This window comes from Methylobacterium variabile (assembly GCF_001043975.1).
Classification (GTDB): Bacteria; Pseudomonadota; Alphaproteobacteria; order Rhizobiales; family Beijerinckiaceae; genus Methylobacterium; species Methylobacterium variabile.
The window spans coordinates 1-23,622 of sequence record NZ_LABY01000259.1; the positions used below are offsets into that span (position 1 = coordinate 1).

Annotated in this window: 24 protein-coding genes; 8 read left to right on the top strand and 16 right to left on the bottom strand. The window is 72.7% G+C overall.

Annotated elements, in window-relative coordinates; genetic code table 11:
• Positions 1-2,007: protein meaA (locus tag VQ02_RS29805; protein ID WP_048447875.1), on the bottom strand; the 2,007-nt coding region annotated here is incomplete at its 3' end.
• A 198-nt stretch (positions 2,008-2,205) separates the two neighbouring features.
• On the opposite strand from VQ02_RS29805, the gene ccrA reads away from it, so the two are divergent.
• The 3 genes from ccrA (at position 2,206) to VQ02_RS29820 (ending at position 5,592) form a co-directional block, all read left to right on the top strand.
• Positions 2,206-3,513 carry a crotonyl-CoA carboxylase/reductase gene (ccrA, locus tag VQ02_RS29810; protein WP_048447876.1) on the top strand — a complete coding sequence of 436 codons (1,308 nt, stop codon included), beginning with the start codon at positions 2,206-2,208 and terminating at the stop codon, positions 3,511-3,513.
• Positions 3,514-3,630: 117 nt separating this feature from the next.
• A complete protein-coding gene (gene leuD / locus VQ02_RS29815) occupies positions 3,631-4,233 on the top strand; it encodes a 3-isopropylmalate dehydratase small subunit (protein WP_048447877.1) in 603 nt (200 codons plus the stop codon).
• Between the two features lie 159 nt (positions 4,234-4,392).
• Positions 4,393-5,592: a lytic murein transglycosylase gene (locus tag VQ02_RS29820; RefSeq protein ID WP_048447878.1), complete on the top strand. Its 1,200-nt coding sequence runs from the start codon at positions 4,393-4,395 to the stop codon at positions 5,590-5,592.
• Positions 5,593-5,690: 98 nt separating this feature from the next.
• Here the strand turns inward: VQ02_RS29820 and VQ02_RS29825 are convergent, their stop codons facing one another.
• The 13 genes from VQ02_RS29825 to VQ02_RS29885 all read right to left on the bottom strand — a co-directional run bounded on the left by VQ02_RS29825 (position 5,691) and on the right by VQ02_RS29885 (position 17,548).
• Entirely contained in the window at positions 5,691-6,914 is a 1,224-nt protein-coding gene (locus tag VQ02_RS29825; RefSeq protein WP_048447899.1) for an MFS transporter, read from the bottom strand.
• A 126-nt stretch (positions 6,915-7,040) separates the two neighbouring features.
• Positions 7,041-7,466: a helix-turn-helix domain-containing protein gene (locus VQ02_RS29830; RefSeq protein ID WP_048447879.1), complete on the bottom strand. Its 426-nt coding sequence runs from the start codon at positions 7,464-7,466 to the stop codon at positions 7,041-7,043.
• Positions 7,463-9,163 (bottom strand): apolipoprotein N-acyltransferase, encoded by a 1,701-nt coding sequence (gene lnt / locus VQ02_RS29835; protein ID WP_048447880.1) that lies wholly within the window; start codon positions 9,161-9,163, stop codon positions 7,463-7,465. The genes VQ02_RS29830 and lnt overlap by 4 nt, the downstream gene beginning before the upstream one ends.
• A gap of 43 nt (positions 9,164-9,206) precedes the next feature.
• Complete coding sequence (locus tag VQ02_RS29840; RefSeq protein WP_048447881.1) at positions 9,207-10,247, bottom strand: hemolysin family protein; 1,041 nt, start codon at positions 10,245-10,247, stop codon at positions 9,207-9,209.
• A gap of 30 nt (positions 10,248-10,277) precedes the next feature.
• On the bottom strand, positions 10,278-10,760 hold the full coding sequence (gene ybeY / locus VQ02_RS29845) for an rRNA maturation RNase YbeY (protein WP_048447900.1): 483 nt from the start codon (positions 10,758-10,760) through the stop codon (positions 10,278-10,280).
• Between the two features lie 44 nt (positions 10,761-10,804).
• Positions 10,805-11,947 carry a PhoH family protein gene (locus tag VQ02_RS29850; RefSeq protein ID WP_048447882.1) on the bottom strand — a complete coding sequence of 381 codons (1,143 nt, stop codon included), beginning with the start codon at positions 11,945-11,947 and terminating at the stop codon, positions 10,805-10,807.
• A gap of 11 nt (positions 11,948-11,958) precedes the next feature.
• Positions 11,959-13,317 (bottom strand): tRNA (N6-isopentenyl adenosine(37)-C2)-methylthiotransferase MiaB, encoded by a 1,359-nt coding sequence (gene miaB, locus VQ02_RS29855; protein ID WP_048447883.1) that lies wholly within the window; start codon positions 13,315-13,317, stop codon positions 11,959-11,961.
• Positions 13,318-13,384: 67 nt separating this feature from the next.
• Positions 13,385-14,263, bottom strand: a complete 879-nt coding sequence (locus VQ02_RS29860; RefSeq protein WP_048447901.1) for a lysophospholipid acyltransferase family protein — start codon at positions 14,261-14,263, stop codon at positions 13,385-13,387.
• Positions 14,264-14,375: 112 nt separating this feature from the next.
• Entirely contained in the window at positions 14,376-14,798 is a 423-nt protein-coding gene (locus VQ02_RS34985; RefSeq protein ID WP_053080604.1) for a hypothetical protein, read from the bottom strand.
• A gap of 100 nt (positions 14,799-14,898) precedes the next feature.
• Positions 14,899-15,381, bottom strand: coding sequence for a GNAT family N-acetyltransferase (locus VQ02_RS29870; RefSeq protein WP_048447884.1), 483 nt, complete (start codon positions 15,379-15,381; stop codon positions 14,899-14,901).
• 11 nt (positions 15,382-15,392) lie between these two features.
• Positions 15,393-16,091 (bottom strand): tRNA (adenosine(37)-N6)-threonylcarbamoyltransferase complex dimerization subunit type 1 TsaB, encoded by a 699-nt coding sequence (tsaB, locus tag VQ02_RS29875; RefSeq protein WP_048447885.1) that lies wholly within the window; start codon positions 16,089-16,091, stop codon positions 15,393-15,395.
• Positions 16,092-16,351: 260 nt separating this feature from the next.
• A complete protein-coding gene (locus tag VQ02_RS29880) occupies positions 16,352-16,918 on the bottom strand; it encodes a NifU family protein (protein WP_048447886.1) in 567 nt (188 codons plus the stop codon).
• Positions 16,919-17,044: 126 nt separating this feature from the next.
• Positions 17,045-17,548: a universal stress protein gene (locus tag VQ02_RS29885; protein ID WP_048447887.1), complete on the bottom strand. Its 504-nt coding sequence runs from the start codon at positions 17,546-17,548 to the stop codon at positions 17,045-17,047.
• Positions 17,549-18,030: 482 nt separating this feature from the next.
• On the opposite strand from VQ02_RS29885, the gene VQ02_RS29890 reads away from it, so the two are divergent.
• From VQ02_RS29890 to VQ02_RS29905, 4 genes are read left to right on the top strand one after another with little or no spacing between them, the layout of a single operon-like run.
• Positions 18,031-18,585, top strand: a complete 555-nt coding sequence (locus VQ02_RS29890; RefSeq protein WP_053080605.1) for a SiaB family protein kinase — start codon at positions 18,031-18,033, stop codon at positions 18,583-18,585.
• An 11-nt stretch (positions 18,586-18,596) separates the two neighbouring features.
• On the top strand, positions 18,597-18,983 hold the full coding sequence (locus VQ02_RS29895) for a DUF1987 domain-containing protein (RefSeq protein WP_048447889.1): 387 nt from the start codon (positions 18,597-18,599) through the stop codon (positions 18,981-18,983).
• Positions 18,980-19,873 (top strand): GGDEF domain-containing protein, encoded by an 894-nt coding sequence (locus VQ02_RS29900; protein WP_083469533.1) that lies wholly within the window; start codon positions 18,980-18,982, stop codon positions 19,871-19,873. Before VQ02_RS29895 ends, VQ02_RS29900 begins: the two co-directional genes overlap by 4 nt.
• On the top strand, positions 19,870-21,570 hold the full coding sequence (locus tag VQ02_RS29905) for a SpoIIE family protein phosphatase (protein ID WP_245239897.1): 1,701 nt from the start codon (positions 19,870-19,872) through the stop codon (positions 21,568-21,570). Before VQ02_RS29900 ends, VQ02_RS29905 begins: the two co-directional genes overlap by 4 nt.
• 89 nt (positions 21,571-21,659) lie before the next feature.
• Here VQ02_RS29905 and VQ02_RS29910 read toward each other — a convergent pair whose 3' ends face one another.
• Complete coding sequence (locus VQ02_RS29910; protein ID WP_048447890.1) at positions 21,660-21,944, bottom strand: GCG_CRPN prefix-to-repeats domain-containing protein; 285 nt, start codon at positions 21,942-21,944, stop codon at positions 21,660-21,662.
• A gap of 256 nt (positions 21,945-22,200) precedes the next feature.
• Here VQ02_RS29910 and rplS point away from each other — a divergent pair, with 256 nt between their 5' ends.
• Complete coding sequence (gene rplS, locus VQ02_RS29915) at positions 22,201-22,593, top strand: 50S ribosomal protein L19 (protein WP_048447891.1); 393 nt, start codon at positions 22,201-22,203, stop codon at positions 22,591-22,593.
• Positions 22,594-22,805: 212 nt separating this feature from the next.
• On the opposite strand, the gene VQ02_RS34990 is transcribed toward rplS, so the two are convergent.
• Positions 22,806-23,618, bottom strand: a complete 813-nt coding sequence (locus VQ02_RS34990; RefSeq protein ID WP_053080606.1) for a WecB/TagA/CpsF family glycosyltransferase — start codon at positions 23,616-23,618, stop codon at positions 22,806-22,808.
• Positions 23,619-23,622 lie beyond the last annotated feature (4 nt).

The window sequence follows — 23,622 nt, forward strand, 5'->3', positions numbered from 1 at the left end:
TTCCCGACGCGGCGCCGCGTCCTCCGCCTCGCGCCGGGCGATGGCGCGCTCGACCACCTTGGCGAGGCCGACCATGATCGTGTCGAGGGCGTAGTCCTTCGGGGTGTAGATCGCGGCGACGCCCATGTTCTTGAGCACCAGCTCGTCCTCGGGCGAGATGATGCCGCCGACGACGACCGGGATGTGGTCGAGCCCTTCCTGGCGCAGGCGCGCCCGGACCTCGCGCACCAGCGGCACGTGCGAGCCCGACAGGATCGACAGGCCGATGATGTGGGCGTTGCGCTCGCGGGCCTTGGCGACGATCTCGGCCGGGGTCTGGCGGATGCCGTCGTAGGTCACGTCGAAGCCGACGTCGCGGGCGCGCAGCGCGATCTGCTCGGCGCCGTTCGAGTGCCCGTCGAGGCCGGGCTTGCCGACGACGAGCTTCGGCGCCTCGCCCAGCCGCTCGCCGAGATCGGCGACGAGCAGCCGCGCCTCCTCGGCCGCCCCCGAGGTGACGGTCTCCGGGGTCACGCCGGTGGGGGCGCGGTACTCGCCGAAGACCTGGCGCAGGCGCTCGCCCCACTCGCCGGTGGTGACGCCGGCCTTGGCGCAGGCGATCGAGGCCGGCATCACGTTGCGGCCCTCGCGCGCCGCCGCCTCGAGCTCGGCGAGCGCCGCCTCGACCGCGGCCCCGTCGCGCTGGGCGCGCCAGGCCCTGATGCGGCCCTGCGCCTCCATCTCGACCGTCTCGGAGACGGTGAAGATCGCCCCGTCGCCGGCGGTGAGGGGCGAGGGCTCGCCATTCTGGAACTTGTTGACGCCGACCACGACCTGCTCGCCGCGCTCGATCGCGGCGATGCGCTTGGCGTTCGACTCGACCAGCGCCCGCTTCATCGTCCCGGTCTCGATCGCCGCGACCGCGCCGCCGAGCGCGCCGATGCGGGCGAGCTCCGCCCGGGTCTGTGTCTTCAGCGCCTCGACCTTGGCGTCGATGGCGACCGAGCCGTCGAAGATGTCGTCGTACTCGAGGAGATCCGTCTCGAAGGCGAGGATCTGCTGCATCCGCATCGACCATTGCTGGTCCCAGGGACGCGGCAGGCCGAGCGCCTCGTTCCAGGCCGGCAGCTGCACGGCGCGGGCGCGGGCGCGCTTCGAGAGGGTGACGGCCAGCATCTCGATCAGGATGCGGTGGACGTTGTTCTCGGGCTGCTGCTCGGTGAGGCCGAGCGAGTTGACCTGCACGCCGTAGCGGAAGATGCGCTTCCTCGGATCGTCGATGCCGTAGCGGTCGCGGGTGATCTCGTCCCACAGGTCGCAGAACGCCCGCATCTTGCAGATCTCGGTGACGAAGCGCAGCCCCGCATTGACGAAGAACGAGATCCGCCCGACCACATCGGCGAAGCTCGCCTCGTCGAAGGCGGGGTCGTCCCGCACCGTGTCGAGGACCGCGATGGCCACCGCCAGCGCGTAGGACAGCTCCTGGACCGGCGTCGCCCCCGCCTCCTGCAGGTGGTAGGAGCAGACGTTCATCGGGTTCCACTTCGGAACCTGGCTCGTCGTGAACAGGATCACGTCCTTGGTGAGCCGCAGCGACGGGCCGGGCGGAAAGACGTAGGTGCCCCGCGACAGGTACTCCTTGATGATGTCGTTCTGGGTCGTGCCCTGGAGGGCCGAGAACGGCGCCCCCTGCTCCTCGGCCACCGCGAGGTAGAGCGCCAGCAGCCACGGCGCCGTGGCGTTGATGGTCATCGAGGTGTTCATCTGGGCGAGCGGGATGTCCTGAAACAGGGTCCGCATGTCGCCGAGATGCGCGATCGAGACGCCGACCTTGCCGACCTCGCCGCGGGCGAGCTCGTGGTCGGGATCGTAGCCGGTCTGCGTCGGCAGGTCGAAGGCGACCGAGAGGCCGGTCTGCCCCTTGGCGAGGTTGCCGCGATAGAGCGCGTTCGATTCCGCCGCCGTCGAATGCCCCGCATAGGTGCGGATGATCCACGGCTTGTCGCGCTTGACCTCCGGTTCGCCCATGTGCGCCCTCGCCCCTCGTTGCCGGCACGTCGGCGGGATCCGCCCCGCCCGTGCCCGGATCGTAGCCGTGCCCGGTCTAACCGTCATCCTGACCTTGAGGCCGACAAGTCGGCCCCGTCGCCAAATGGGCTATTGGAGCCCCCTTGGAACGACGCTAGGATCCACGGTGCAGTGCAATATTTCAAGGGAGGGTCCGCGATGGCAGCGAGCGCCGCGCTGGAACCGGTGGCGAAGGGTCAGTCCCAGGGGAAGGGTCTCTTGAAGGACCTCTACGAGATCGGCGAGATTCCGCCGCTCGGCCACGTCCCGTCGAAGATGTACGCCTGGGCGATCCGGCGCGAACGGCACGGGCCGCCCGAGCAGTCGATGCAGATCGAGGTCCTGCCGACCTGGTCGATCGGCGACGACGAGGTGCTCGTCCTCGTGATGGCCGCCGGCGTCAACTACAACGGCGTCTGGGCCGGCCTCGGCGAGCCGATCTCGCCGTTCGACGTCCACAAGGCCGACTTCCACGTCGCCGGCTCGGACGCCTCGGGCATCGTCTGGGCGGTCGGCGCCAAGGTGAAGCGCTGGAAGGTCGGCGACGAGGTCATCGTCCACTGCAACCAGGACGACGGCGACGACGAGGAGTGCAACGGCGGCGACCCGATGTTCTCGCCGTCCCAGCGCATCTGGGGCTACGAGACGCCGGACGGCTCCTTCGGCCAGTTCTGCCGGGTGCAGTCGCGCCAGCTGATGCGCCGGCCCCAGCACCTGACCTGGGAGGAGAGCGCCTGCTACACGCTGACGCTCGCCACCGCCTACCGGATGCTGTTCGGCCACGCGCCGCACACGATCAAGCCGGGGCAGAACGTGCTGATCTGGGGCGCCTCGGGCGGCCTCGGCGTGTTCGGCGTGCAGCTCTGCGCGGCTGCCGGCGCCAACCCCATCGCGGTGATCTCCGACGAGTCGAAGCGCGACTACGTCATGAGCCTGGGCGCCAAGGGCGTCATCAACCGCAAGGACTTCAACTGCTGGGGCCAGCTGCCCAAGGTGAACTCGCCCGAGTTCAACGAGTGGACCAAGGAAGCCCGCAAGTTCGGCAAGGCGATCTGGGACATCACCGGCAAGGGCAACGACGTCGACATCGTGTTCGAGCACCCGGGCGAGGCGACCTTCCCGGTCTCGGCGCTGGTGGTGAAGCGCGGCGGCATGGTGGTGTTCTGCGCCGGCACGACCGGCTTCAACATCACCTTCGACGCCCGCTACGTCTGGATGCGGCAGAAGCGCATCCAGGGCTCGCACTTCGCCCACCTGAAGCAGGCGGCGGCCGCCAACCAGTTCGTCATCGACCGCCAGGTCGACCCCTGCATGAGCGAGCTGTTCCCCTGGGACAAGATTCCGGAGGCCCACACCAAGATGTGGAAGAACCAGCACGCGCCCGGCAACATGGCGGTGCTGGTGAACTCGCCGCGGGCGGGCCTGCGGACGTTCGACGACGTGCTGGAGCTGTCGGGGTCGCGGTAACGCGACCCTGCTCGCGCTGACGCGCGCTTCCCGCCGAACGGGCGACTTGCTAGAACACCTCCGAACTGGCGCCGCGCGAGGGTCCTTCGCGCGGCGCGCATCTCGGACGAAGCATCAATGGAAAAGTTCACCGTTCTGGAGGGCGTCGCGGCGCCGCTGCCGATCGTCAACGTCGACACCGACCGCATCATCCCCAAGCAGTACCTCAAGACGATCAAGCGCACCGGCCTCGGCAAGGGCCTCTTCTCCGAGATGCGCTACCGCGACGACGGCTCGGAGAACCCCGACTTCGTCCTCAACCAGCCGGCCTACCGCAACGCCAAGATCCTGGTCGCCGGCGACAATTTCGGCTGCGGCTCGTCGCGCGAGCACGCCCCCTGGGCGCTCGCCGATTTCGGCATCCGCTGCATCATCTCGACGAGCTTCGCCGACATCTTCTTCAACAACAGCGCCAAGAACGGCATCCTGCTGATCACGGTGAAGCCCGAGGACCTGGAGAAGCTCCTCGACGACGCGAATCGCGGCGCCAACGCCACGCTGACGATCGACCTCGAGAACCAGGTCATCAAGGGACCGGACGGCGGCACCCTGCACTTCGACATCGATCCCACCCGCAAGCACAACCTGCTCAACGGGCTCGACGACATCGGCCTGACCCTCGAGAAGGCGCCGGCGATCGACGCCTACGAGCAGAAGCTCGCCGAGCGACCCTGGGCCTGAAGGCGCCAACGGTCGTCTCCGAAGAATAATCCCGCGCTGCCCGAGGGCGGTTCGCCGCGGCGGACCGCCCGCCGGCCTCCGAATTCATCAGGACTTCCTTAACCCTGATGACGCCCCATTCGGGTGCTTGGATCGGGGAAACGGGAGAGACTTCTGCTCATGACGCGGCGCGCGACCCTCAAGGCCGCCACCCTGCTCTGCCTCGCCGGCCTCGGCCTGCCGGGGGCGGCGCTGGCGGATTTCCGCTCCTGCCTCGCCGGCATCGGACAGGAGGCGGCGGCGGCCGGCGTGTCGCCGGCGGCGTTCCAGGCCGCCACGGCCGGCATCACCTTCGACGACAAGGTGATCGAGCTGTCCCAGGCCCAGCCCGAGTTCAAGACGCCGATCTGGGACTACATGGCCGCCCTCGTCGACGACGAGCGGGTCGATGACGGCCGCGCCGCCATGCGCCAGCACGCGAGCGCGCTCGCCCAGGCCGAGGCACGCTACGGCGTCGACCGCTACACCATCGCGGCGGTGTGGGGCGTCGAGTCGAATTTCGGCAAGAACCTCGGCAAGATGCCGCTGGTGCAGTCGCTCGCGACGCTCGCCTGCGGCGGCACCCGCCGGCGCGACTTCTTCAAGGGCGAGCTGATCGCCACCCTCAAGATCATCGCGAAGGGCGACATCGCGCCCGAGCGCCTGACCGGCTCCTGGGCCGGCGCCTTCGGGCAGACCCAGTTCATGCCGACCACCTACCACCGCCTCGCGGTCGACCTCGACGGCGACGGGCGGCGCGACGTGGTCGATTCGGTGCCGGACGCGGTCGGCTCCACCGCCAACTTCCTGCGCGTCGCCAAGTGGCACAACGGCCAGCCCTGGGGCTACGAGGTGCGGCTCCCCTCCGGCTTCAACGTCGCGGCGGCAGGCCGCAAGAACAAGAAGCCGGTGGCGCACTGGGCGTCGCTCGGCGTGACCCGGCTCGACGGTCGGCCCCTCTCCGCCGAAGGACCGGTCGGCATCCTGGCGCCCGCCGGCGCCAACGGGCCGGCCTTCCTGGTGACGAAGAACTTCGACGCGATCTACTCCTACAACGCCGCCGAGTCCTACGGCCTCGCCATCGCGGTCCTGTCGGACCGCCTGCGCGGCAAGGCCGGCGTCCAGACTGCCTGGCCGACCGACGACCCGCCGCTGTCCCGGGCCGAGCGCCGCAGCCTGCAGAGCGCGCTGGCCGCCCGCGGCTACGACGTCGGCGAGCCCGACGGCCGGGTCGGCTCCAAGACCCGCGAGGCGATCAAGGACATCGAGCGGCGGCTCGGCATGCCGCAGACCGGCCGGCCCGGGGCGAAGGTGCTCGAGGCGCTGCTGCGCAGCAACTGACCCCGGTCGCATCATAAAAGCGTTCGGCGCATCGGCGCCGGCGCCCCTTCGGGCTGGGCCGGCGCCATCGAACGAGCTCGTTCGATGGCGCCGCGACGTCAGATCCGCACGGTGCGGTCGCGGGCAGCCATCAGGCCGAAGCCCGCGGCCGCGAGGCAGAGGCCCGCGTAGAGCGCCGCCGGCAGGCCCCAGCCGCCGCTGACCTCGTGCACGACCCCGACCAGGAATGGCCCGAGGGCCGCCACGCAGTAGCCGACGCCCTGCGCCATGGCTGAGAGCTCGGCGGCGGCGCGGGGGTCGCCGGCGCGCAGCACGATGAGCGTCAGGGCGAGGCCGAAGCAGCCGCCGAGCCCGAGGCCGAGCAGCAGGGCGAAGCCCCAGGCGAGGGCGATCGGCCCGACCAGGAGCCCGGTGAAGCCGACGAGCGGCAGGGCGATCACCAGGATCACCCAGGGCCGCTGGTCCGGCCGGCGCGCCGCGAGCGTCGGCACCAGGAGGGCGAGCACGCCCTGCGCCAGGGCCGAGACCGAGGCGACGAGGCCGGCCGCCACGATGTCGAAGCCGCGGTCGACCAGGGCGGCCGGCAGCCAGCCGAACACGATGTAGGCCAGGGACGATTGCAGGCCCATGAAGGCGGTGACCTGCCAGGCGAGGGGATCGCGCCACAGCCCCCCGCCCGGTTGCGCGGCCGCGGCGTTCGGGATCGGCCGCGCGCGCGCGAAGGGCAGCCAAGCCGCGGCCGCGACGAGCGCGGGCGCGGCCCACAGCATCAGGGCTCCCTCCCAGCCGAGGCCGAGGCCCTGGCGCAGGGGCACCGTGAAGCCGGCCCCCGCAGCCGCCCCGAGGCACAGCAGCGCGGTGTAGAGGCCGGTCATCAGCCCGGCCCGGTCGGGAAAGTCGCGCTTGACGATGCCGGGCAGGATGACGCCGACGATCCCGATCGCCGCGGCGGCGACCACCGAGCCGAGGAAGAGCAGCGGCAATCCGCCGAGGCCGCGCAGGACAAGGCCGAGCGCCAGCACCACGAGGCCCACCAGCACCCCGGCATCCGGCCCGATGCGCCGCACCAGCACCGGCGCGAGGCGGCCGAACACCCCGAGGCACAGGACCGGCAGGGTGACGAGGGCGCCGGCGAGGGCACCCGACAGGCCGGTCCCCGCCCGGATCCCCGGCAGGAGCGGACCGATGCTCGACAGGGCCGGCCGGAGATTGAAGGCCACCAGCATCAGCCCGAGGCCGATCAGGACCGGATGGAAGCCCGGCGCGGCCGCCCTCTCCGCCCGGGCGCTCCCGGCGCCCGAGTCCCGTTCGATTGTCCGCACCGGCATCCCCCCTTGTCGCGCCTATCCGCGCGATCCCGCCGCGCGTGCCCGCGCGCCAGGGGCGTCATACAGCGATGCCGGAGCGGTGGGGACCGGAACTTTTGCAACCCTGCATCCGGCGGGCGGTCACTCCGCCGTGTCGGACGGCCCGGCGCTGGCGCCGATCGCCTCGACCAGGTTGATGATGCGGCGGCGCAACTGGCTGTCGCCGATGCGCTGGAAGGCGCGCACCAGCTGCAGGTCCTGGCTGGTCCAGAACACGTCGTGGGCGGCGAGATCGGTGGCGGGCTCGACGGGCAGGTCGTCGGTCTGCGGCCCCTCCTGGCGCGGGGCCCCCTCGTAGAAGAAGCTCACCGGCACGCCCAGCACGTCGGCGATCTGGCGCAGGCGGCTCGCGCTGATCCGGTTGGTGCCCTTCTCGTACTTCTGGATCTGCTGAAACGTCACGCCGAGGGCGTCACCCAGCTTCTCCTGGCTCACACCGACGAGGAGCCGTCGGATGCGCACGCGATGCCCGACGTGACGATCAACCGGGTCCGGGGCCTTCTTCACATTGACGCTCCGCGCGGCGGTGGGGACGCGCGACGGTGGCGCGCGGCAAGGGCCAGCGCGAGACATCCTAGAAGCATTATCGTAAAAAAAACATCGCCGAATCGTACGTAGGGCGTGGTTTCCCTAAGGTTTGTCGGGAGATTGCGATCGAGCACGCCCTCGGCGCCGACCGGCAGCATCCCGGTCACCCGGCCGTAGGGATCGACCACTGCACTGATGCCGGTGTTCGCGGCCCGCACCAGGGGAACGCCTTCCTCTACGGCGCGCAGACGGGCCTGGGCGAAGTGCTGGCGGGGGCCCGGCGTGTCGCCGAACCAGCCGTCGTTGGTGACGTTGAGCAGGAGGCCGGGGCGCTCGCGGCGCGAGGCCACGGCCCCGGGGAAGATCGCCTCGTAGCAGATCGAGGGCGCGACCGGCGGCAGGCCCGGCACCGCGAGCGGGGGCCGCTCGGAGGCCTCACCCGCCGTGAAGCCTCCCGGCACCGCCACGAACTGCTTCAGCCCGAGGGCGCGCAGCAGGCTGTCGACCGGGCCAGGCAGGTACTCGCCGAACGGCACGAGGTGGAGCTTGTCGTAGCGCCCGCCCGTGAAGCCGTCCTGCCCGATCATCAGGATGGAATTATAGAAGCGCAGGCGCTCGCCCGGCAGCGGCTCGTCGGCCCGGGCGGCGCCGGTGACGAGGAGCGTGCCGGGGGGCAGCGCGCCGCCGATCCGCCGCAGGGCCTGGGGATCGCGCTGGATCAGGAACGGGAACGAGGATTCCGGCCAGATCAGGTGGGTGACGTCGTGGAGGCCGCGCCGGTCCGGCGCAGTGGCGCTGTCGCTCAGGCCGAGGTAGCGCTCGAGGATGCCGTCGCGGTTGCGCGGGTTGAAGCGCGCATCCTGCGGGATGTTGGCCTGGACGAGGCGCAGGCGCACGCCGGGCACCTCCGGCACCGGGTCCGCCGGCACCCGGAGCGCCCCGCCCGCTCCCAGGCCGATGAGGAGGAGGAGGGCCGCCAGGGACGGCCCGAGCCGCCGCGCCGGCCCGCCCGCATCGGCGAGGGTGGCGGGGGCGGCGCAGGTGAGCACGGCCAGAACGGTCAGGCCGTAGACGCCGATCACCGACGCGGCCTGCATCAGCCAGAGGTTCTGGCCCAGGGCCATGCCGAGGGCGTTCCACGGGAAGCCCGTGAACAGGTGCCCGCGCAGCCACTCGGCGGCGCTAAGACCGAAGGCCAGGGCAGCGATCCGGCCGGGGCCCGCGGACCAGACCAGCCGCGCCGCGGCGAAGCCGACGCCGTAGAACAGCCCGAGCCCCGCCGGCAGGCCGAGCACGCCGAGGGGCATCAGGTAGGCGAACTGGTCGGCCTCGACCAGGAAGGCCGCGCCGAGCCACCACAGGCCCGCCGTGAGGTAGCCGAAGCCCCAGGCCCAGCCGATCGCCCCCGCGGCCACCGCGGTGCCGGCGCGCCGGCCGAGGCGGGAGGAGGCGGTGGCGGCCCCGTCGAGCAGCCAGACCGCCGGCACCAGGGACACGCAGAGGGCGGGCACGAGCCCGAAGGGCGGCTGGGCGAGCGCCCCGCAGGCCCCGGCGAGCCAGGCCAGGGCGAGGCGGGTCCAGCCGGAGGTCAGGGCGATGCGGTGGGCCAGGGAGGCGAGGCCGAGGGAGGGTGCCGGGGCGGCGAGTGCCGCCCCGCTTGGTCCAGTGTCGTGCATGGGCGAGCTCGCGGGCGGCGCCCGGGGCGCCGCGGATCGAAGGTCAGGCGGCGGAGTCGGTCCGCACGCCGGCCTCGCTGTCGGGCGGCGGCAGGGCGAGGGGCGTCTCGGGCCCCGTGAGCCGGGCGAGGCCGCGATGCATGCGCAGGCGCTTGATCCGCCGCGGATCGGCGTCCAGCACCTCCACCTCGAAGTCGCCCGGCACGGCGATGACCTCGCCCCGTGCCGGCACCCGGCCGGCGATGGTGACGATCAGGCCGCCGAGGGTGTCGACCTCCTCGGCCGCCTCCCCCACCGCCGCCGCGAGGTCGACCCCGGTCGCCTCGGCGACGTCGTCGAGGCTCGCCCGCGCGTCGGCGACGAAGATCTCGCTCTCGCCGTCGACCTTCAGGACGCGGTGGCCCTCGGCGACGTCGTGCTCGTCCTCGATGTCGCCGACCACGACCTCGATCAGGTCCTCGATCGAGATCAGGCCGTCGGTGCCGCCATACTCGTCGATGACGAGCGCCATGTGGGTGCGGCTGGCCTGCATCCGGGCGAGCAGGTCGATCGCCGGCATCGAGGGCGGCACGAACAGCACCGGGCGCAGGATGCGGGTGGTGGCCAGGGTCGCCTTCAGGTCGACACCGGCGAGGTCGGGCAGGCGGTCGCCGCCGGCCTCGGCCCGGCTCGCCATGTAGTCGACGAAGTCGCGGATGTGGACCATGCCGCGGGGGTCGTCCAGGCTCTCGCCGTAGACGGGCAGGCGGGAATGGCCCGCGCTGCGGAAGACCTTGAGCAAGTCGCCGAGGGCGGTGTCGATCGGCACCGCCACGACGTCGGCCCGGGGGATCATCACGTCGTCGACCCGCACCCGGTGGAGGCTCAGCACGTTCTTGAGCATCGCGTGCTCGACCGGGGAGACGGGGTGGTCCCCGGACTGCACCTCGGCGAGGGCATCCGAGAGGCCGTCGCGCTGGGCGTCGCGCGGCTTCAGGTGGAAGATGTTGAGGAGGCGATCATACCAGGGTTCGCGCGCCGGACTGTCCTCGTCCGGGATCACCTGCGCGGTCGCGGCGGCGCTGCGACTTCGATCGTTGCTCATGTCTCTCGCGTCTGGGGTGAGGGCAGCGGCTCACTCGGCCGCATCGCCGTACGGGTCCGGCACGCCGAGGCGCCGCAGCGCCGCGACCTCCAACGCCTCCATGGCGTCGGCCTCGGCGTCGCCGAGTTCGTGGTCGTGACCGAGGAGGTGCAGCGTGCCATGAACCACGAGATGGGCGAGGTGGTGGCCGAGGGGCTTGGACTGCTCCCCACTCTCGCGCAGGAGTGTGTCATAGGCAAGAACCACGTCGCCGAGCAGGCGCGGCCCGCCGCCGTGGGGCTGCTCGTTGGGAAAGGACAGCACGTTGGTCGGCTTGTCCTTCGCCCGCCAGGTGCGGTTCAGCTCCTGCACGGCCGCGTCGTCGGTGAGCACGATGCTGATCTCGATCGGGCCGTCCGGCGGCACGATCGCCAGCGCCGCCTCGACGGCCCTCGCGACGAAATCCTCGAGGTCAGGCGCGACGCCCTCCCAGCGCGGATCCTCGACCGCGACGTCGATCTCGTTGCCCTCGATATCGTCGTCCTGGATTCCGTGGTCCCGGGTCGCCTCGTCCCCGCTCACGGCAGCGGCCCCCGGCGGGGCGGGGTCGGACGCTGGGGCGTCTCGTCGCGGTTCTCGTGGGCGTCGGTCTCGTAGGCCGAGACGATTCGGCGCACGAGGTCGTGGCGCACCACGTCGACGTCCCGGAAGGTGACGCGCCCGATGCCCTCGACCCCGTCGAGGATCCGCACCGCCTCGACGAGGCCGGACCTCTGGCCCGGCGGCAGGTCGATCTGGCTCGGATCGCCGGTGACGATCATGCGGGAATTCTCGCCGAGCCGCGTCAGGAACATCTTCATCTGCATCGAGGTGGTGTTCTGCGCCTCGTCGAGGAGCACCACCGCGTTGGTGAGGGTGCGGCCGCGCATGAAGGCGAGCGGCGCGATCTCGATCATGCCGGTCTGCAGGCCGCGGTCGACGTGGCGCGCCTCCATGAAGTCGTAGAGGGCGTCGTAGATCGGCCGCAGGTAGGGGTCGACCTTCTCGCGCATGTCGCCGGGCAGGAATCCCAGGCGCTCGCCGGCCTCGACCGCCGGGCGCGACAGGATCAGCCGCTCGGCGTGGCCCTGCTCGAGGAGCGAGACGGCGTGGCCGACGGCGAGCCAGGTCTTGCCGGTGCCGGCCGGACCCTCGGCGAAGACGAGCTCGTGGTTGCGCAGGGCCTTGATGTAGGCGTCCTGCGCGGCGTTGCGGGCCCGCACGGCGCCGCGGCGGCGCGTGGCGATCTGGTCGAAGGACGGCCGCTCGCCGTTCGCCGGCGCCTCCGCCGGGGAGAAGAGGTTGCCCTGCAGCGTGCTCTCCTGGATCACCCCGTCGACGTCGCCGAGGGTCAGCGGCGCCCCGCCGCCGTCGCGGACGCGGGCATAGAGCAGCTCCAGCACCCGGCGCGCCCGCTCGGTCGAGTCGGGCGGGCCTTTGACCACGACGTGGTTGCCGAGCGCCGTGGCCACCACGCCGAGGCGGCGCTCGAGATGGGCGACGTTCTGGTCGTACTGGCCGAAGACCAGGCTCGCCAGGCGGTTGTCGTCGAAGGTGAGGGCGACCTCGGCCGCCTCGCTCAGGCCCGCGACTGCCCGCGGGGCGAGCTCCCGCTCGCGCGCAGCCTCCCGCGCTGGCTCTCGCCCCCTCGGCCCGCGGCCACCCACCTCACCCGTCGGCATCCTGTCGCTCCTCACGCGGCCGCCGGGGCCGCACCGGCCGGCACCGGCATCCCGACCGCCTCGCCGAACAGGCTGTTCGAGCCCGCCCGGGTGATCCGCACCGGCACCACCGTGCCGATCGCCGCGACGTCCGCCTCGATCTGCACCGCCTGCAGGTAGGGCGACTTGCCGGCGACCTGGCCCGGGTGGCGCCCGGCCTTCTCGAGCAGAACCGGCAGCTCGCGCCCGACGGTAGCGTGGTTGAAGTCCTGGCGCTGGCGCTCCAGCAGCGCCTGCAGCTCGGCCAGCCGCGCGCTCTTCACCGCCTCCGGCACCGCGTCCGCGCTCTCCGCCGCGGGGGTGCCGGGGCGCGGGCTGTACTTGAACGAGAAGGCGCTGGCGAAGCCGACATCGGCGACGAGGCGCATCGTCTCGGCGTGATCGGCATCGGTCTCGCCCGGGAAGCCGACGATGAAGTCGGAGGACAGGGCGATGTCGGGGCGCGCGGCGCGCACCCGGTCGATCAGCCGCCGGTAGGTGTCGGCGTCGTGCTTGCGGTTCATCGCCGCCAGGATCCGGTCGGAGCCCGACTGGACCGGCAGGTGGAGGTAGGGCATCAGCGCCGGCAGGTCGCGATGGGCGGCGATCAGCGCCTCGTCCATGTCCCGCGGGTGGCTCGTGGTGTAGCGCAGCCGCAGGATGCCGGGCACCGCGGCGATGCGGTCGAGGAGCCGCCCGAGCGTCCAGTCGCCCCCGTCCGGCCCCGGCCCGTGGAAGGCGTTGACGTTCTGGCCGATCAGCGTCAGCTCGCGCGCGCCGGCCGCCGCGAGCCGCTCGGCCTCGGCGACGATCTTCGCCACCGGCCGCGAGACCTCCGCCCCGCGGGTGTAGGGCACGACGCAGAAGGCGCAGAACTTGTCGCAGCCCTCCTGCACGGTGAGGAAGGCGGAGACGCCCGGGGTGCGCCGGGCCGGCAGATGGTCGAACTTGTCCTCGACCGGAAACTCGGTGTCGACGACCCGGCCGTCCTTGGCCGCCGCCAGCAGCTGCGGCAGGCGGTGGTAGCTCTGCGGGCCCACCACCACGTCGACGCCGGGCGCGCGGTTGAGGATCTCACGGCCCTCAGCCTGCGCGACGCAGCCGGCCACCACCACCGTGGTGTCGCGGCCGGCCTCCGCCCGCTCGCCCTTCAGCACGCGCAGGCGGCCGAGCTCGGAATAGACCTTCTCCGCCGCCTTCTCGCGGATGTGGCAGGTGTTGAGGACGACGACGTCGGCGTCCTCAACGGTGCCGGTCTCGACGAAGCCCTCACGGCCGAGCAGGTCGACCATCCGGGACGCGTCGTAGACGTTCATCTGGCAGCCGTAGGATTTGACGAACGCTTTCTTCAACGAACCGGCCCTGAGGAGGTGATCGGATGCGGCGGGGCGGCCCGCGCGCGGCGGGCCCTTCCGTCATTTAGGCCGTCGCGGCCGGAATGAGAATAGGCGGGGCCGCGGTGGCGGGCCGCGCGCCCACGCTCGGCGCGTCGGGAACGGGAGCCGGCGGACGCCCGGTCACCGCCTCCTGCAGCGCCCGGCGCACCGACGCCTCGGCGAGCCCCGTCGCGGCCTTGCGGTCGGTGCCGGCCGCGAACGCGATCGGCGCCCCCCAGGTCACCGTCACGTCGATCGGCCCGCGCTCGAAGAACAGCTTGACGCTCGGCGCGAGCTCCATGTCGCCGTACCAGGCGATGTCCGGGCGCTCGGCCCGGGTCAGCGGCAGGCCGTGGCGCCGCGTATAGGCGATGCAGAGCGGCTGGAGGCGCACCCGGTCGAGCCCGCCCTCGGTGATCGCCGACCTCGCCGCGCCCACCAGGGAGGTGCGGAACGGCAGGAGCCGGTTGCCGTCGCCGGTGGTCCCCTCCGCGAACAGCACGATCAGGTCGCCGGCCCGCAGGCGCCGGCTCATCTCGGTGTTGACGACCGCCGTGTGGCGCTTGCGCGCGCGGTCGATGAACACCGTGCGCTGCAGCCGGGCGAGCGTGCCGATCACCGGCCAGCCGGCGATCTCGGACTTCGCCACGAAGGAGAGCGGGCGCAGGGCCCCGAGCACCGGGATGTCGAGCCAGGAGATGTGGTTGGCGAGCACGAGCGCCGCCTCCCCGGGGGCCGGCGGCGTGCCGCTGACGGTGACCCGCACCTGGAACAGGCGCAGGAAGACCCGGTGCAGCCAGACCGGCGCGTAGCCGGCGAGGGCGCCGCGCCCGAATCGCAGGGCGAGCCAGTGCGGCCCGGCGAGGAGTGCGAAGGTCAGCGCGTAGGCGAGGAGTCGCAGGCCGGCGACGAGGTACGTCATGGGATCGGGCGGCGGGGCGCGGGGCTCGAATCGGTCTGCGGGCCGCGCGGCCCGGCCGCGCTCGGTGCGGGGCATACCAAGTCCGGCCCGGGCCGTCCACCGGGCTGGGCGGTCAGCGCACCAGCGTGAAGCCCGCGGGCGCCTGCCGCTCGTCGTGGCCGGGGTGATACATATCCATGTAGACGGTCGCGCTCGTGCCGTCGCCGCAGCGCAGGCCGTAACCGTCGAGAATCGAGCCGTAGGGGCCCTCGCCGAAGGAGCCGATCCGCCCGAAGGCCGGCGCGTCGCCGGCCGGGCAGCGCAGCCGGGCCAGGAAGGCGCGCTCGCCGTGCGGGCCGAGCACCCGCACCGGATTGTCCCGGCTCCCGAGCGGGTGGGCACCGGCGCCGGCGACGCGGCTCGCCAGCTCCTCCCCGGAGACGCGGCCGCTCATCTGAAGCAGGAAATCGAGATCCGGACCGCCGCCGGACTGGGCCCTGGCAGGGCCGGAGAGGCAGAGCGCGACCGCGAGCGACGCGGACAGGCGGCGGGGCATCGAGGTGGCTCCATCGCGGCTGCGCGCAGGACAGCCGCCCCGTCACATTCCCTAGGGTCAGCTTGCGTCAGAATTGCGGCCGCCGTCCGGGGCACGGGCACTACCCCAGCGCCGCCTGCATCATGATCGCGTTGGCGCGGCTGCCGTCCGGCCGGGCGTAGTAGCTCGCCCGCCGGCCGGTCTCGGCGAAGCCGAGGCGGCGATAGAGGGCGAGGGCCGGGACGTTGCCGTCGTCGACCTCGAGGTGGACCCGGCGCACGCCCCCGTCCGCGAGGGTCGCGAGGTGGGACGAGAGGAGCTGGCGGCTCAGGCCGGCGCCGCGGGAGGCGGGCCCGAGCACGATGGTGAGGATCTCGGCCTCATCGAGCACCCGCCGCGAGAGCACGAAGCCGCCGAGGACCGGGCCCAGCATCAGCGCGTGGGCGGCGTGGCCGCGCTCGCACAGCATGCGCTCGAACTCGTCCGCCTCCCAGGGCCGCGCGAAGGCGGTGGCGTGCAGCGCCGCGAGGTCCGCCGCCCGGTCGGCCGAGGTCAGCGGCGCGACGTGGGCGGTCGGGGGTGAGCGGAACGGCATCCACTTCATCGGGGGCTCCGTCAGCGGCGGGCGAGGCGCATGTGGTCCTGCGGCTGGGCATCCGGCCCGCGCAGGTAGAGAGGGCGAGGCAGGGCGTGGGCCGGGTCGGCAACGAGGCCGAGGGAGGCCACCCAGGCGATCTGCGGGGCGATGTGCCCCTCCGGCACCACGGCGCGCAGGCCCTGCGACGCGGCGGCGGCCGCGACCGCCGGAGCGGCGGAGCCCGCGAGCGCCGCGGGGCCGGAGCCGAGGAGCCGCACCGCCTCGGCCAGCGGCAGCAGGACCGGCGGCACCGCGATGCCGCCGTCCTGGCTCAGGGCCTGGAAGTAGACGTGGCCGTGGCGGGCATCGATGGCGGCGGCGAGGAGGTAGCCCTGGCCGAGGTAATCCTCGTCGGCGGCGAGCAGCGGCGCGAGGAGCGCCGACAGGGTGGTGACGCCGACGACCGGGATGCCGCAGGCGAGACCCAGGGCCCTGGCGGCGGAGAGGCCGACCCGCAGGCCGGTATAGCTGCCGGGCCCGACCGTGACGGCGACCCGGTCGAGGCTCTCGAACCCACCCTCGACCCGGGCCACCACCCGCTCGACGAGCGGCAGCAGCGCCTCGGCGTGGCCGCGCGCGAGGTCCATGCTCTCCTGGGCCAGGGGCTCGGGCGAGTCGTCCGCCATGATGCAGGCCGCGCAGCGCTCGAGCGCCGTGTCGATGGCCAGGATACGCACGTCTCTCAGGCTCCGCCCTCTTCCGCGCCCGCGGTGTCGTCGCCGCGGACGGGTCCATCCCGTCGGCCGCGCGGGGCCGTATCCCGGTCCGCCGCTCGGTCCTCAGCTTGGCACCGCCAGGTTAACACAAGAAGGACCGCCCCGCAGGTGCTGGGCGGCCCGGTCCGGGTTCAGCCTTTAGATCATCCGCGGCCCGGGAGGAAACCGCCGGGCAGCGGAGGCGGCGATCCTGTGCGGTCGCCGCGCCGCGGGCGCGGGGCCTACGAGACCGCCTGGACCTCGCGCACGTCCGGCAGGAAGTGGCGGAAGAGGTTCTGCACGCCCTGGCGCAGGGTGGCGGTGGAGGACGGGCAGCCCGAGCAGGCGCCCTTCATCTCGAGGAACACGACGCCATCGCGAAAGCCCCGGAAGGTGATGTCGCCGCCGTCGCCGGCCACCGCGGGGCGCACCCGGGTTTCGAGCAGGTCCTTGATGGTGGCGACGGTGTCGGCGTCGGCCTCGTCGAAGAACTCCTCCGTCGGCTCCTCGGGGGCGGCGCCGGCCTCGAGGACCGGGGCCCCCGACATGAAGTGCTCCATGATGGCGCCGAGCACCGCCGGCTTGACCTGGGGCCAGCCCGGCTCGCCCTCGGCCTTGGTCACCGAGATGAAGTCGTGGCCGAGATAGACGCCGGAGACGCCCGGCACGCCGAACAGGGCGCGGGCGAGCGGCGAGCGAGTCGCGGCTCCCTCGTCCCGCGCCTCGAAGGTGCCCTCGGCCAGCACGACCTTGCCGGGCAGGAACTTCAGGGTGGCGGGGTTCGGGGTGGCTTCGGTCTGGATGAACATCGGTGATCCTCGAAAGTTCTCTGCGCCGGTTCAAGGCCGGCCGGGAACGGCGCTCGGGCCCGTGAGGGCGCCGCGCCTGCGGGAAGATGTGGACCCGAACGCGCGAAAGCTCAATGGAGTGCCGCGTCATCCCGCGAGGGCGGTGATCTCCGCCTCGCTCAGGCCCCCGGGCACGATCACCACCGGCACCGGGAAGCTGCCGGCGGTCCGGCCGGCGATCGAGGAGACCAGCGGCCCGGGTCCGTCGCCGCCGGTGGCGGCGCCGAGCACCAGGAAGGCGATGTCCTCGTCCGCCTCGATCTGGCTCAGGATCGCGTCGGCGCGCTCGCCGGTGCGCACCACGAGCTCGGGATCGACGCCCGCGGCCTGCCGCGCGGCCGCCGCCAGGGTCTCGAGGCGCTCCGCCGTCTCGGCCTCGGCCTCGGCCCGCATGGCGTCGCCGACGCCGAGCCACTCCATGGTCTCGGGCGGCTCGGCCACCGCCAGCATCACCACCCGGGCGCCGAGCCGCGCCGCCCGGCGCACGGCGAAGTGGACCGCGCGGTCGCATTCCGGCGTCTCGTCGACCAGCACCATGAACTTGAGCCGATGCCCGGCCTCGAAGGACCGGCGCCGCTTGATCTCGACCATGCCCGGACGTGCTCCGCCGCGAGCCGGATGCTGCCCGCGCGGCCCTCCGCCCGCAAGGGGGCGCCCCGAGCCGCCCGGCCCGCATCGGAATGGGAGACCCGATAGACCGAATCACGCGTCAACTTGCTGACCTAGGGAAAATACTTCCCGCCGATCCGTGTCTTCTGCACAATATCGAAGCAGACAGCAAACATTTTAAGCAGATCCTGGACACGCACGGTCACTGGCGTCGAACGAGCGACTTGTCCTGACCTTCGTTACAGTCTCTCATGTGTCGAAGGCGTAACACTCTGGTGAGCCTCGGTGACGTATGCTGTCGGCGGCCGACCCGGATGCGGGCTCGGAGGCGGTGCCCGATGGTTGGGGATTCGAGCACCATCCGGGTCTTCGGTTCTGCTGCGACGGGCCGGCGGCCGGCCTGCCGGAATCGGCACCGAGGCGGCGCGAATCGGTGGCGACCGGACCCTGGGCGGGAGAGATCGGTGCTCGCACGAGATTTCATGGCGTTCCACGAGGCGTCCCGGCGCAACGGGATCATCCTGTCGTTCGGCGGCGACCTGTCCGAGAACGTGCTGTTCTCCCTCGGCGAGGTGCTGAAGCTGCGCATGCAGCAGGGCGCCACCGACGCCTCGGTGTCGAAGCGCGTCTTCTCGGTCTTCGTCGAGCAGGCCCAGAACATCATCCGCTACTCCGCCGACAAGCTCGTGCCGCCGGGCGCTCCCGAGGGCGGCATGGTCAGCGCGGGCCTGATCGTGGTCGGGGTCGAGGGCGGGCGCTTCTTCGTCGCCTGCGGCAACGAGGTGCCGGGCGAGCACGTCACGGCGCTCCGCGCCCGGCTCGACCACATCGCCGGCCTGTCGGGCGAGGAGCTCAAGCGGTACTACCGCGAGCGGCTGCGCCAGCCCGCCGACGAGGGCAGCCTCGGCGGCAGCATCGGGTTGATCGAGATCGCACGGCGCTCCAGCGCCCCGGTCGAGTACGAGTTCCAGGACCGCGGCGACGACCGCTGCTTCTTCTGCCTCAAGGCCTTCATCTGAGGCACGCCACGATGGACCGGATCCAGATTCCCGCCACCAGCCGCTCGCCGCTGGTCGACTTCGACTTCGAGGCCGGGCACCTGCTCCTGCGGGGCGAGTCCTACCCCGAGGACGCCGCTGCCTTCTACGGCCCGCTGCTTCAGGCCCTGCGCCGGTGCCTGGAGACGGACGGCGCCCCCCTGACCTTCGACGTCGCGCTGTCGTACTTCAACTCGTCGAGCGCCAAGGCGCTGATGAACCTGTTCATGCCCCTCGAGGACGCCGCCGCCGACGGCCGCCCGGTGACGATCCGCTGGCTCTACGCCGAGGGGGACGAGTCCATCGCGGAAGCCGGCGAGGACTTCGCGGCCGATTTCTCGCACGCCCGGTTCGAGATGGTGCAGGAGACGGCGGCATGAAGACCAGGGCGGCTCCGGAGCACGCGACGGTGACGAACGGCGACACGCCCCCGGGGCGCGATGACGCGGACGGGCGTAAGGGCGCCGGCAGGCCCGGCAACGTCTTCAGCCTGTTCGACAACGAGGAGGCGATCCTCGACCGGACCGAGGTGATGCTGACCCAGCTCGCCGCGGTGGCGGACGGGGTGAAGGTGCTGGCGGAGGCCTATCGCCGGGGCTACCGCGAGCAGCGGCGGCTGGTGCGCCTGAGCGACCGCATGCAGGCCGACCTGCAGAAGGCCAACAAGCGCCTGGGCGAGCAGCAGCGCGACCTGCAGACCCTCAACGCCGCCCTCTCGGGCGAGATCGAGACCAGCGCCCGCCTGGAGGCCGAGCTGCGGCGGCTCGCCGACACCGACCCGCTGACCGGGGCGCTCGCCCGCCGGCGCTTCCTCGAGGTCTGCGCCCGGGACTGGCGGCGCCGGAGCGGCCGGACGGCCTGCCTGCTGATGCTGGACATCGACCGGTTCAAGCTCGTCAACGACAGCCACGGCCACGCGGCCGGCGACGCGGCTCTGGTCGGCTTCGTGGCCGCCTGCCGCTCCGCCCTGCGCTCCCTCGACACGGTGGGGCGCCTCGGCGGCGAGGAATTCGCCGTCCTGCTGGTCGAGACCGACGTCGAGGACGGGGCGGCGGTCGCCGAGCGCATCCGCGCCGCCGTGGCGGCGACCCCGGTCGCCACCGAGACCGGGCCGATCGGGATCACGGTCAGCATCGGCCTCGCGGCGGCCGGGCCGGAGGAGAGCCTCGAGGCGGCGATGCGCCGGGCTGACGCGGCGCTCTACGCCGCCAAGCACGGCGGCCGCAACCGGGTGCACCGGGCACCCCCAAGCCCGGAGGCCGCTCCTTGAGCGGCGAGACCCTGGCCCCCGCGCCGCAGCCCGGCGGCGCGCGGCGCGGCGGCTCCCTGCGGGGCGCCGGGCCGATGCGCCGGGGCGACGCGCTGGCCGGTCTCGGCTTCGCCGAGGTGCCGACCACGCAGGACGGCGGCGCCGACACGATGCGCCCGGGCGCCCTGCGCGGCGCCGCCCGCGGCCGCAACCTCGACGGCCTCGCCCACGCGCTCTTCCTGCGCCTCTTCCCGGTGATCGCCGCGATGGTGCTGGCGACCCAGGTGGTGATCGCCTGGGTCAATTACGGCGACCAGATCCGCCTCACCGGCGAACGGGCGCAGATGATGGCGGACATGACCGCACGGGCGCTGGCCCGACCGGACTGGACCACCTCTCATGGCCCGCAGCTCCAGGCCCTCGCCCTCGACCCGGCCTTCCGGGTCGCGACCCTGCGCGACGCCGCGGGCAACGTGGTCGGGCGCCTCGGCGAGGAGCCCCGGGGCCGCGGCTTCGAGCGGATCCAGGTCGGGTCGGAGATCGAGGCCGGCCCGCCCGGGCAGCCCGCCGGCAGCCTGACCCTGGTCCTGTCGGCCGAGGCCCTGCGGGCCAACGCCGAGAAGCAGTTCGTGATGGTGCTGGGCGCCAGCCTGGCCCTGATGCTGGCCTTCGCGCTGGCCCTGCGGCTCGCGGTGCGACGCCACGTGCTCGCGCCGCTGACGCGCCTCCTGTCCGCCATGGGGCGGGTCGAGCACAAGGAGTGGGTCACGGTCGACCTCGCCGGCCGTCAGCGTCCGAGCCGGGAGATCGCCGACATCTCCTCGGCCTTCAACCGCATGGTCGAGGGCCTGAAGAGCGGCGACGAGGCCCGCCACCTGCTCGCCGAGCTGGAGCGCACCCACGCCCGCCTCGCCGAGGCGAACGGCCTGGTGATGGAGAGCCTCGGCTACGCCAGCCGCATCCAGCAGGCGGTGCTGCCGGGCCCCGGCGCGCTGCGCGGGCCCACGCTCGAGGTCGCGGTGCTGTGGGAGCCCCTGCACGTCGTCGGGGGCGACTACTTCTGGCTCGAGGAGATCGACGGCCTCTGCATCGTGGTGGTGGCCGACTGCACCGGCCACGGCGTGCCGGGGGCCTTCCTGACCCTGATCGTCGCGACCGCCCTCGACCGCATCCTGCACGACCAGGGCCTGCGCCGGCCCGACGACATCCTCGCCGCCCTCGACGGCGTGGTGCGGACGCGGCTGCGGCAGGAGACCGGGCAAGTGGCCGGACGGGCGGCAGAGGCGCCGGAGGGGTCGGATGACGGGCTCGATTGCGGCGTCTGCGTCCTCGACCGGGCGAGCCGCATCCTGCACTTCGCCGGCGCCGGCCTCGCCCTCACGGTCCTCGACGGGGCCGGGGTCACGCGGATCAAGGGCCGGCGCCACGGCCTCGGCTACCGGCGCACCGGCCGGGAGGAGGCGCTGTCCGGGACGGCGGTCCCGCTCGCGGACGGCCAGACCTTCTTCCTGATGACCGACGGGGTCAGCGACCAGATGGGCGGGGCGTCCCGGCGGCTCCTCGGTCACCGGGGCGTGGCCGAGATCCTGGCCAGGCACCGGGACCTGCCCCTCGACGGGCAGGTGGCGGCCCTGGAGGCGGCGCTCGCGGCCCATCGCGGGCCCGAGCCGCGCCGGGACGACATGACCCTGGTGGCGTTCCGGCCGAGGACCGGATGAGCGCGGCGGGGACCCCTCAGGATCCCCGCCCGCCGACGGTCCTGGGCTAACCCGAGACCGTCATCGATGCGTCATCGCGCGGGGCCGTGTCAGAACCGGCACACCCGGCGCGGCCCATAGGGCGTCGGGCGCACGAAGCAGCGCCGGCCATAGACCCGCGGCGGACCATAGAAGCGGCGACCGTAGATCGGCCGGCAGCGGCCGTACGGCCCGCGGGCGAAGCCGGGGCCGCAGCCCTGGGCGACCTGCGTCACCGCCGCCTCGGCGAGCAGGCCGGCGAGGCCGGGTCCGGCCGGGGCGGCGCTCGCGGGCGCGGCCGCGAGACCGCCGAACGCCAGGGCGGCCAGTCCGGCGATCTTCCAACGCATCAGCATGGCGGATGGTCCTCCGTGTGTCCTCGTGTCGGGCGCGCCGGGCGCCGGCGCGGCACCGAGCCGAAACAACAGCGATCCCGGCGTCCGGTTCCCGCGGGTCAGGCGCGAACGGCCGCGCGGCGAGAAATTGCCGACGCCGACCGTGTCGACAAGCCGCGACCGTTCCTGTAAGGAGCCGGCAACTCACAACAGGACGCCGAAATCCTGACGCCGGATCCCATCCCGGGGCGCGGCGGCGACGGCAGGAGTTTGACAGATGAACATCATCCAGCAGCTCGAGCAGGAGCAGATCGCCCAGCTCGGCAAGACGATCCCCGACTTCGAGCCCGGCGACACGGTCATCGTGAACGTCAAGGTGAAGGAAGGCGAGCGCAGCCGCGTTCAGGCCTACGAGGGCGTGGTGATCGCCCGCTCCGGCGGCGGCCTCAACGAGAGCTTCACGGTCCGCAAGATCTCGTACGGCGAGGGCGTCGAGCGCGTCTTCCCGATCTACTCGCCGAACATCGACTCGATCAAGGTGGTCCGCCGCGGCAAGGTCCGCCGCGCCAAGCTGTACTACCTGCGCGATCGCCGCGGCAAGTCGGCCCGCATCGCCGAGCGCGCCGAGCGCGGCACCGGGAAGGGCAAGAAGCCCGCCGCTGCCGAGTAAGCTCTCTTCGGGACCTCGCGAAACGGAAGAAGCCGCCTCCCCTCCCGGGTCGAGGCGGCTTTTTTGCGTGAGGGTGCGTGCTCGGCATGTCCCGACATCGATGACGCGTACGCCGTCATCCCGGGTTCCGCTGCGCGGCCCCGGGATGACGGTGGAGCTGTCGATGGGAGTGCGGATTCAACCCACCGTCATCGTTGAACCGATCTCGACATCTACCCCGCCCCCAGCGCCCCCCGCCCGAGCCCGGCCTTGGGCGCCGGCCCCGCCTCCTGCCGGAACTGCAGCTGCAGCCCACCGACCTTGAGCGCCCCCGAGCGCGCGAGGCGGGTCAGCGGCCCCAGGATCGAGAGCATGAATCCCGCATCCGAGGCGTAGCGGCCGGCGAGGCGGCGCGGGTTGCTGGCGAGCCGCCAGGCCCATTCGAGGCCGGTGCGGCGCAGGAAGACCGGCGAGCGGCTCTGCTTGCCGAGGACGAACTCGAAGGCGGCGCCGCAGCACAGGATCGAGGGTGCGGCGAGGCCCGCGCGGCGCAGGCGCAGGGCCAGCATCTCGCTCTGCGGCGCGCCGACGGCGATGAAGACCACGTCCGGCGCCAAGGCCCGCACCCGGTCGATCACGTCGGCCACCGCCGCCGGATCGCGGATGAAGCCGAAGGGCGGCCGCAGCACCTCGAGATGCCGGCTCGGCATCACCCCGCCGGCCTCCTCCGCCGTCACGTTGCCGATCACCAGGACCGAGCGGTCGCGCAAGGCGGCCCGGGCGGCGAGGTGCTGCACCAGGTCGCTGCCGGTGGCGACGGTCATGCGCCGGCGCAGGAAGCAGGTGTTCAGGAGGTTGCTGTCGAGGGTCACGATCGTGGCCTGCCGGTAGCTCTCGCGGAACTCCGGGTCCCGCGACAGCAGCCGCATGTGCATCATGTTCAGGGTGAAGATGGTCGTGCGGCCCCGGACCAGGGCCGTCGCCAGGGCATCGAAGCCCAGGCCCCTTACGACGCAGGTCGGGGCGGTATCCGCTAAGGTCGGCATGAGG

Excerpts from the sequence above, each read along its gene's own strand:
- rplS (WP_048447891.1), top strand. The coding sequence starts at position 22,201 with ATGAACATCATCCAGCAGCTCGAGCAGGAGCAGATCGCCCAGCTCGGC.
- VQ02_RS29885 (WP_048447887.1), bottom strand. The coding sequence starts at position 17,548 with ATGGTCGAGATCAAGCGGCGCCGGTCCTTCGAGGCCGGGCATCGGCTC.
- VQ02_RS29820 (WP_048447878.1), top strand. The coding sequence starts at position 4,393 with ATGACGCGGCGCGCGACCCTCAAGGCCGCCACCCTGCTCTGCCTCGCC.
- VQ02_RS29895 (WP_048447889.1), top strand. The coding sequence starts at position 18,597 with ATGGACCGGATCCAGATTCCCGCCACCAGCCGCTCGCCGCTGGTCGAC.
- VQ02_RS29910 (WP_048447890.1), bottom strand. The coding sequence starts at position 21,944 with ATGCTGATGCGTTGGAAGATCGCCGGACTGGCCGCCCTGGCGTTCGGC.
- VQ02_RS29840 (WP_048447881.1), bottom strand. The coding sequence starts at position 10,247 with ATGAGCAACGATCGAAGTCGCAGCGCCGCCGCGACCGCGCAGGTGATC.
- VQ02_RS29860 (WP_048447901.1), bottom strand. The coding sequence starts at position 14,263 with ATGACGTACCTCGTCGCCGGCCTGCGACTCCTCGCCTACGCGCTGACC.
- VQ02_RS34985 (WP_053080604.1), bottom strand. The coding sequence starts at position 14,798 with ATGCCCCGCCGCCTGTCCGCGTCGCTCGCGGTCGCGCTCTGCCTCTCC.
- lnt (WP_048447880.1), bottom strand. The coding sequence starts at position 9,163 with ATGCACGACACTGGACCAAGCGGGGCGGCACTCGCCGCCCCGGCACCC.
- leuD (WP_048447877.1), top strand. The coding sequence starts at position 3,631 with ATGGAAAAGTTCACCGTTCTGGAGGGCGTCGCGGCGCCGCTGCCGATC.
- VQ02_RS29850 (WP_048447882.1), bottom strand. The coding sequence starts at position 11,947 with ATGCCGACGGGTGAGGTGGGTGGCCGCGGGCCGAGGGGGCGAGAGCCA.
- VQ02_RS34990 (WP_053080606.1), bottom strand. The coding sequence starts at position 23,618 with ATGCCGACCTTAGCGGATACCGCCCCGACCTGCGTCGTAAGGGGCCTG.
- VQ02_RS29900 (WP_083469533.1), top strand. The coding sequence starts at position 18,980 with ATGAAGACCAGGGCGGCTCCGGAGCACGCGACGGTGACGAACGGCGAC.
- VQ02_RS29870 (WP_048447884.1), bottom strand. The coding sequence starts at position 15,381 with ATGAAGTGGATGCCGTTCCGCTCACCCCCGACCGCCCACGTCGCGCCG.
- ccrA (WP_048447876.1), top strand. The coding sequence starts at position 2,206 with ATGGCAGCGAGCGCCGCGCTGGAACCGGTGGCGAAGGGTCAGTCCCAG.
- VQ02_RS29880 (WP_048447886.1), bottom strand. The coding sequence starts at position 16,918 with ATGTTCATCCAGACCGAAGCCACCCCGAACCCCGCCACCCTGAAGTTC.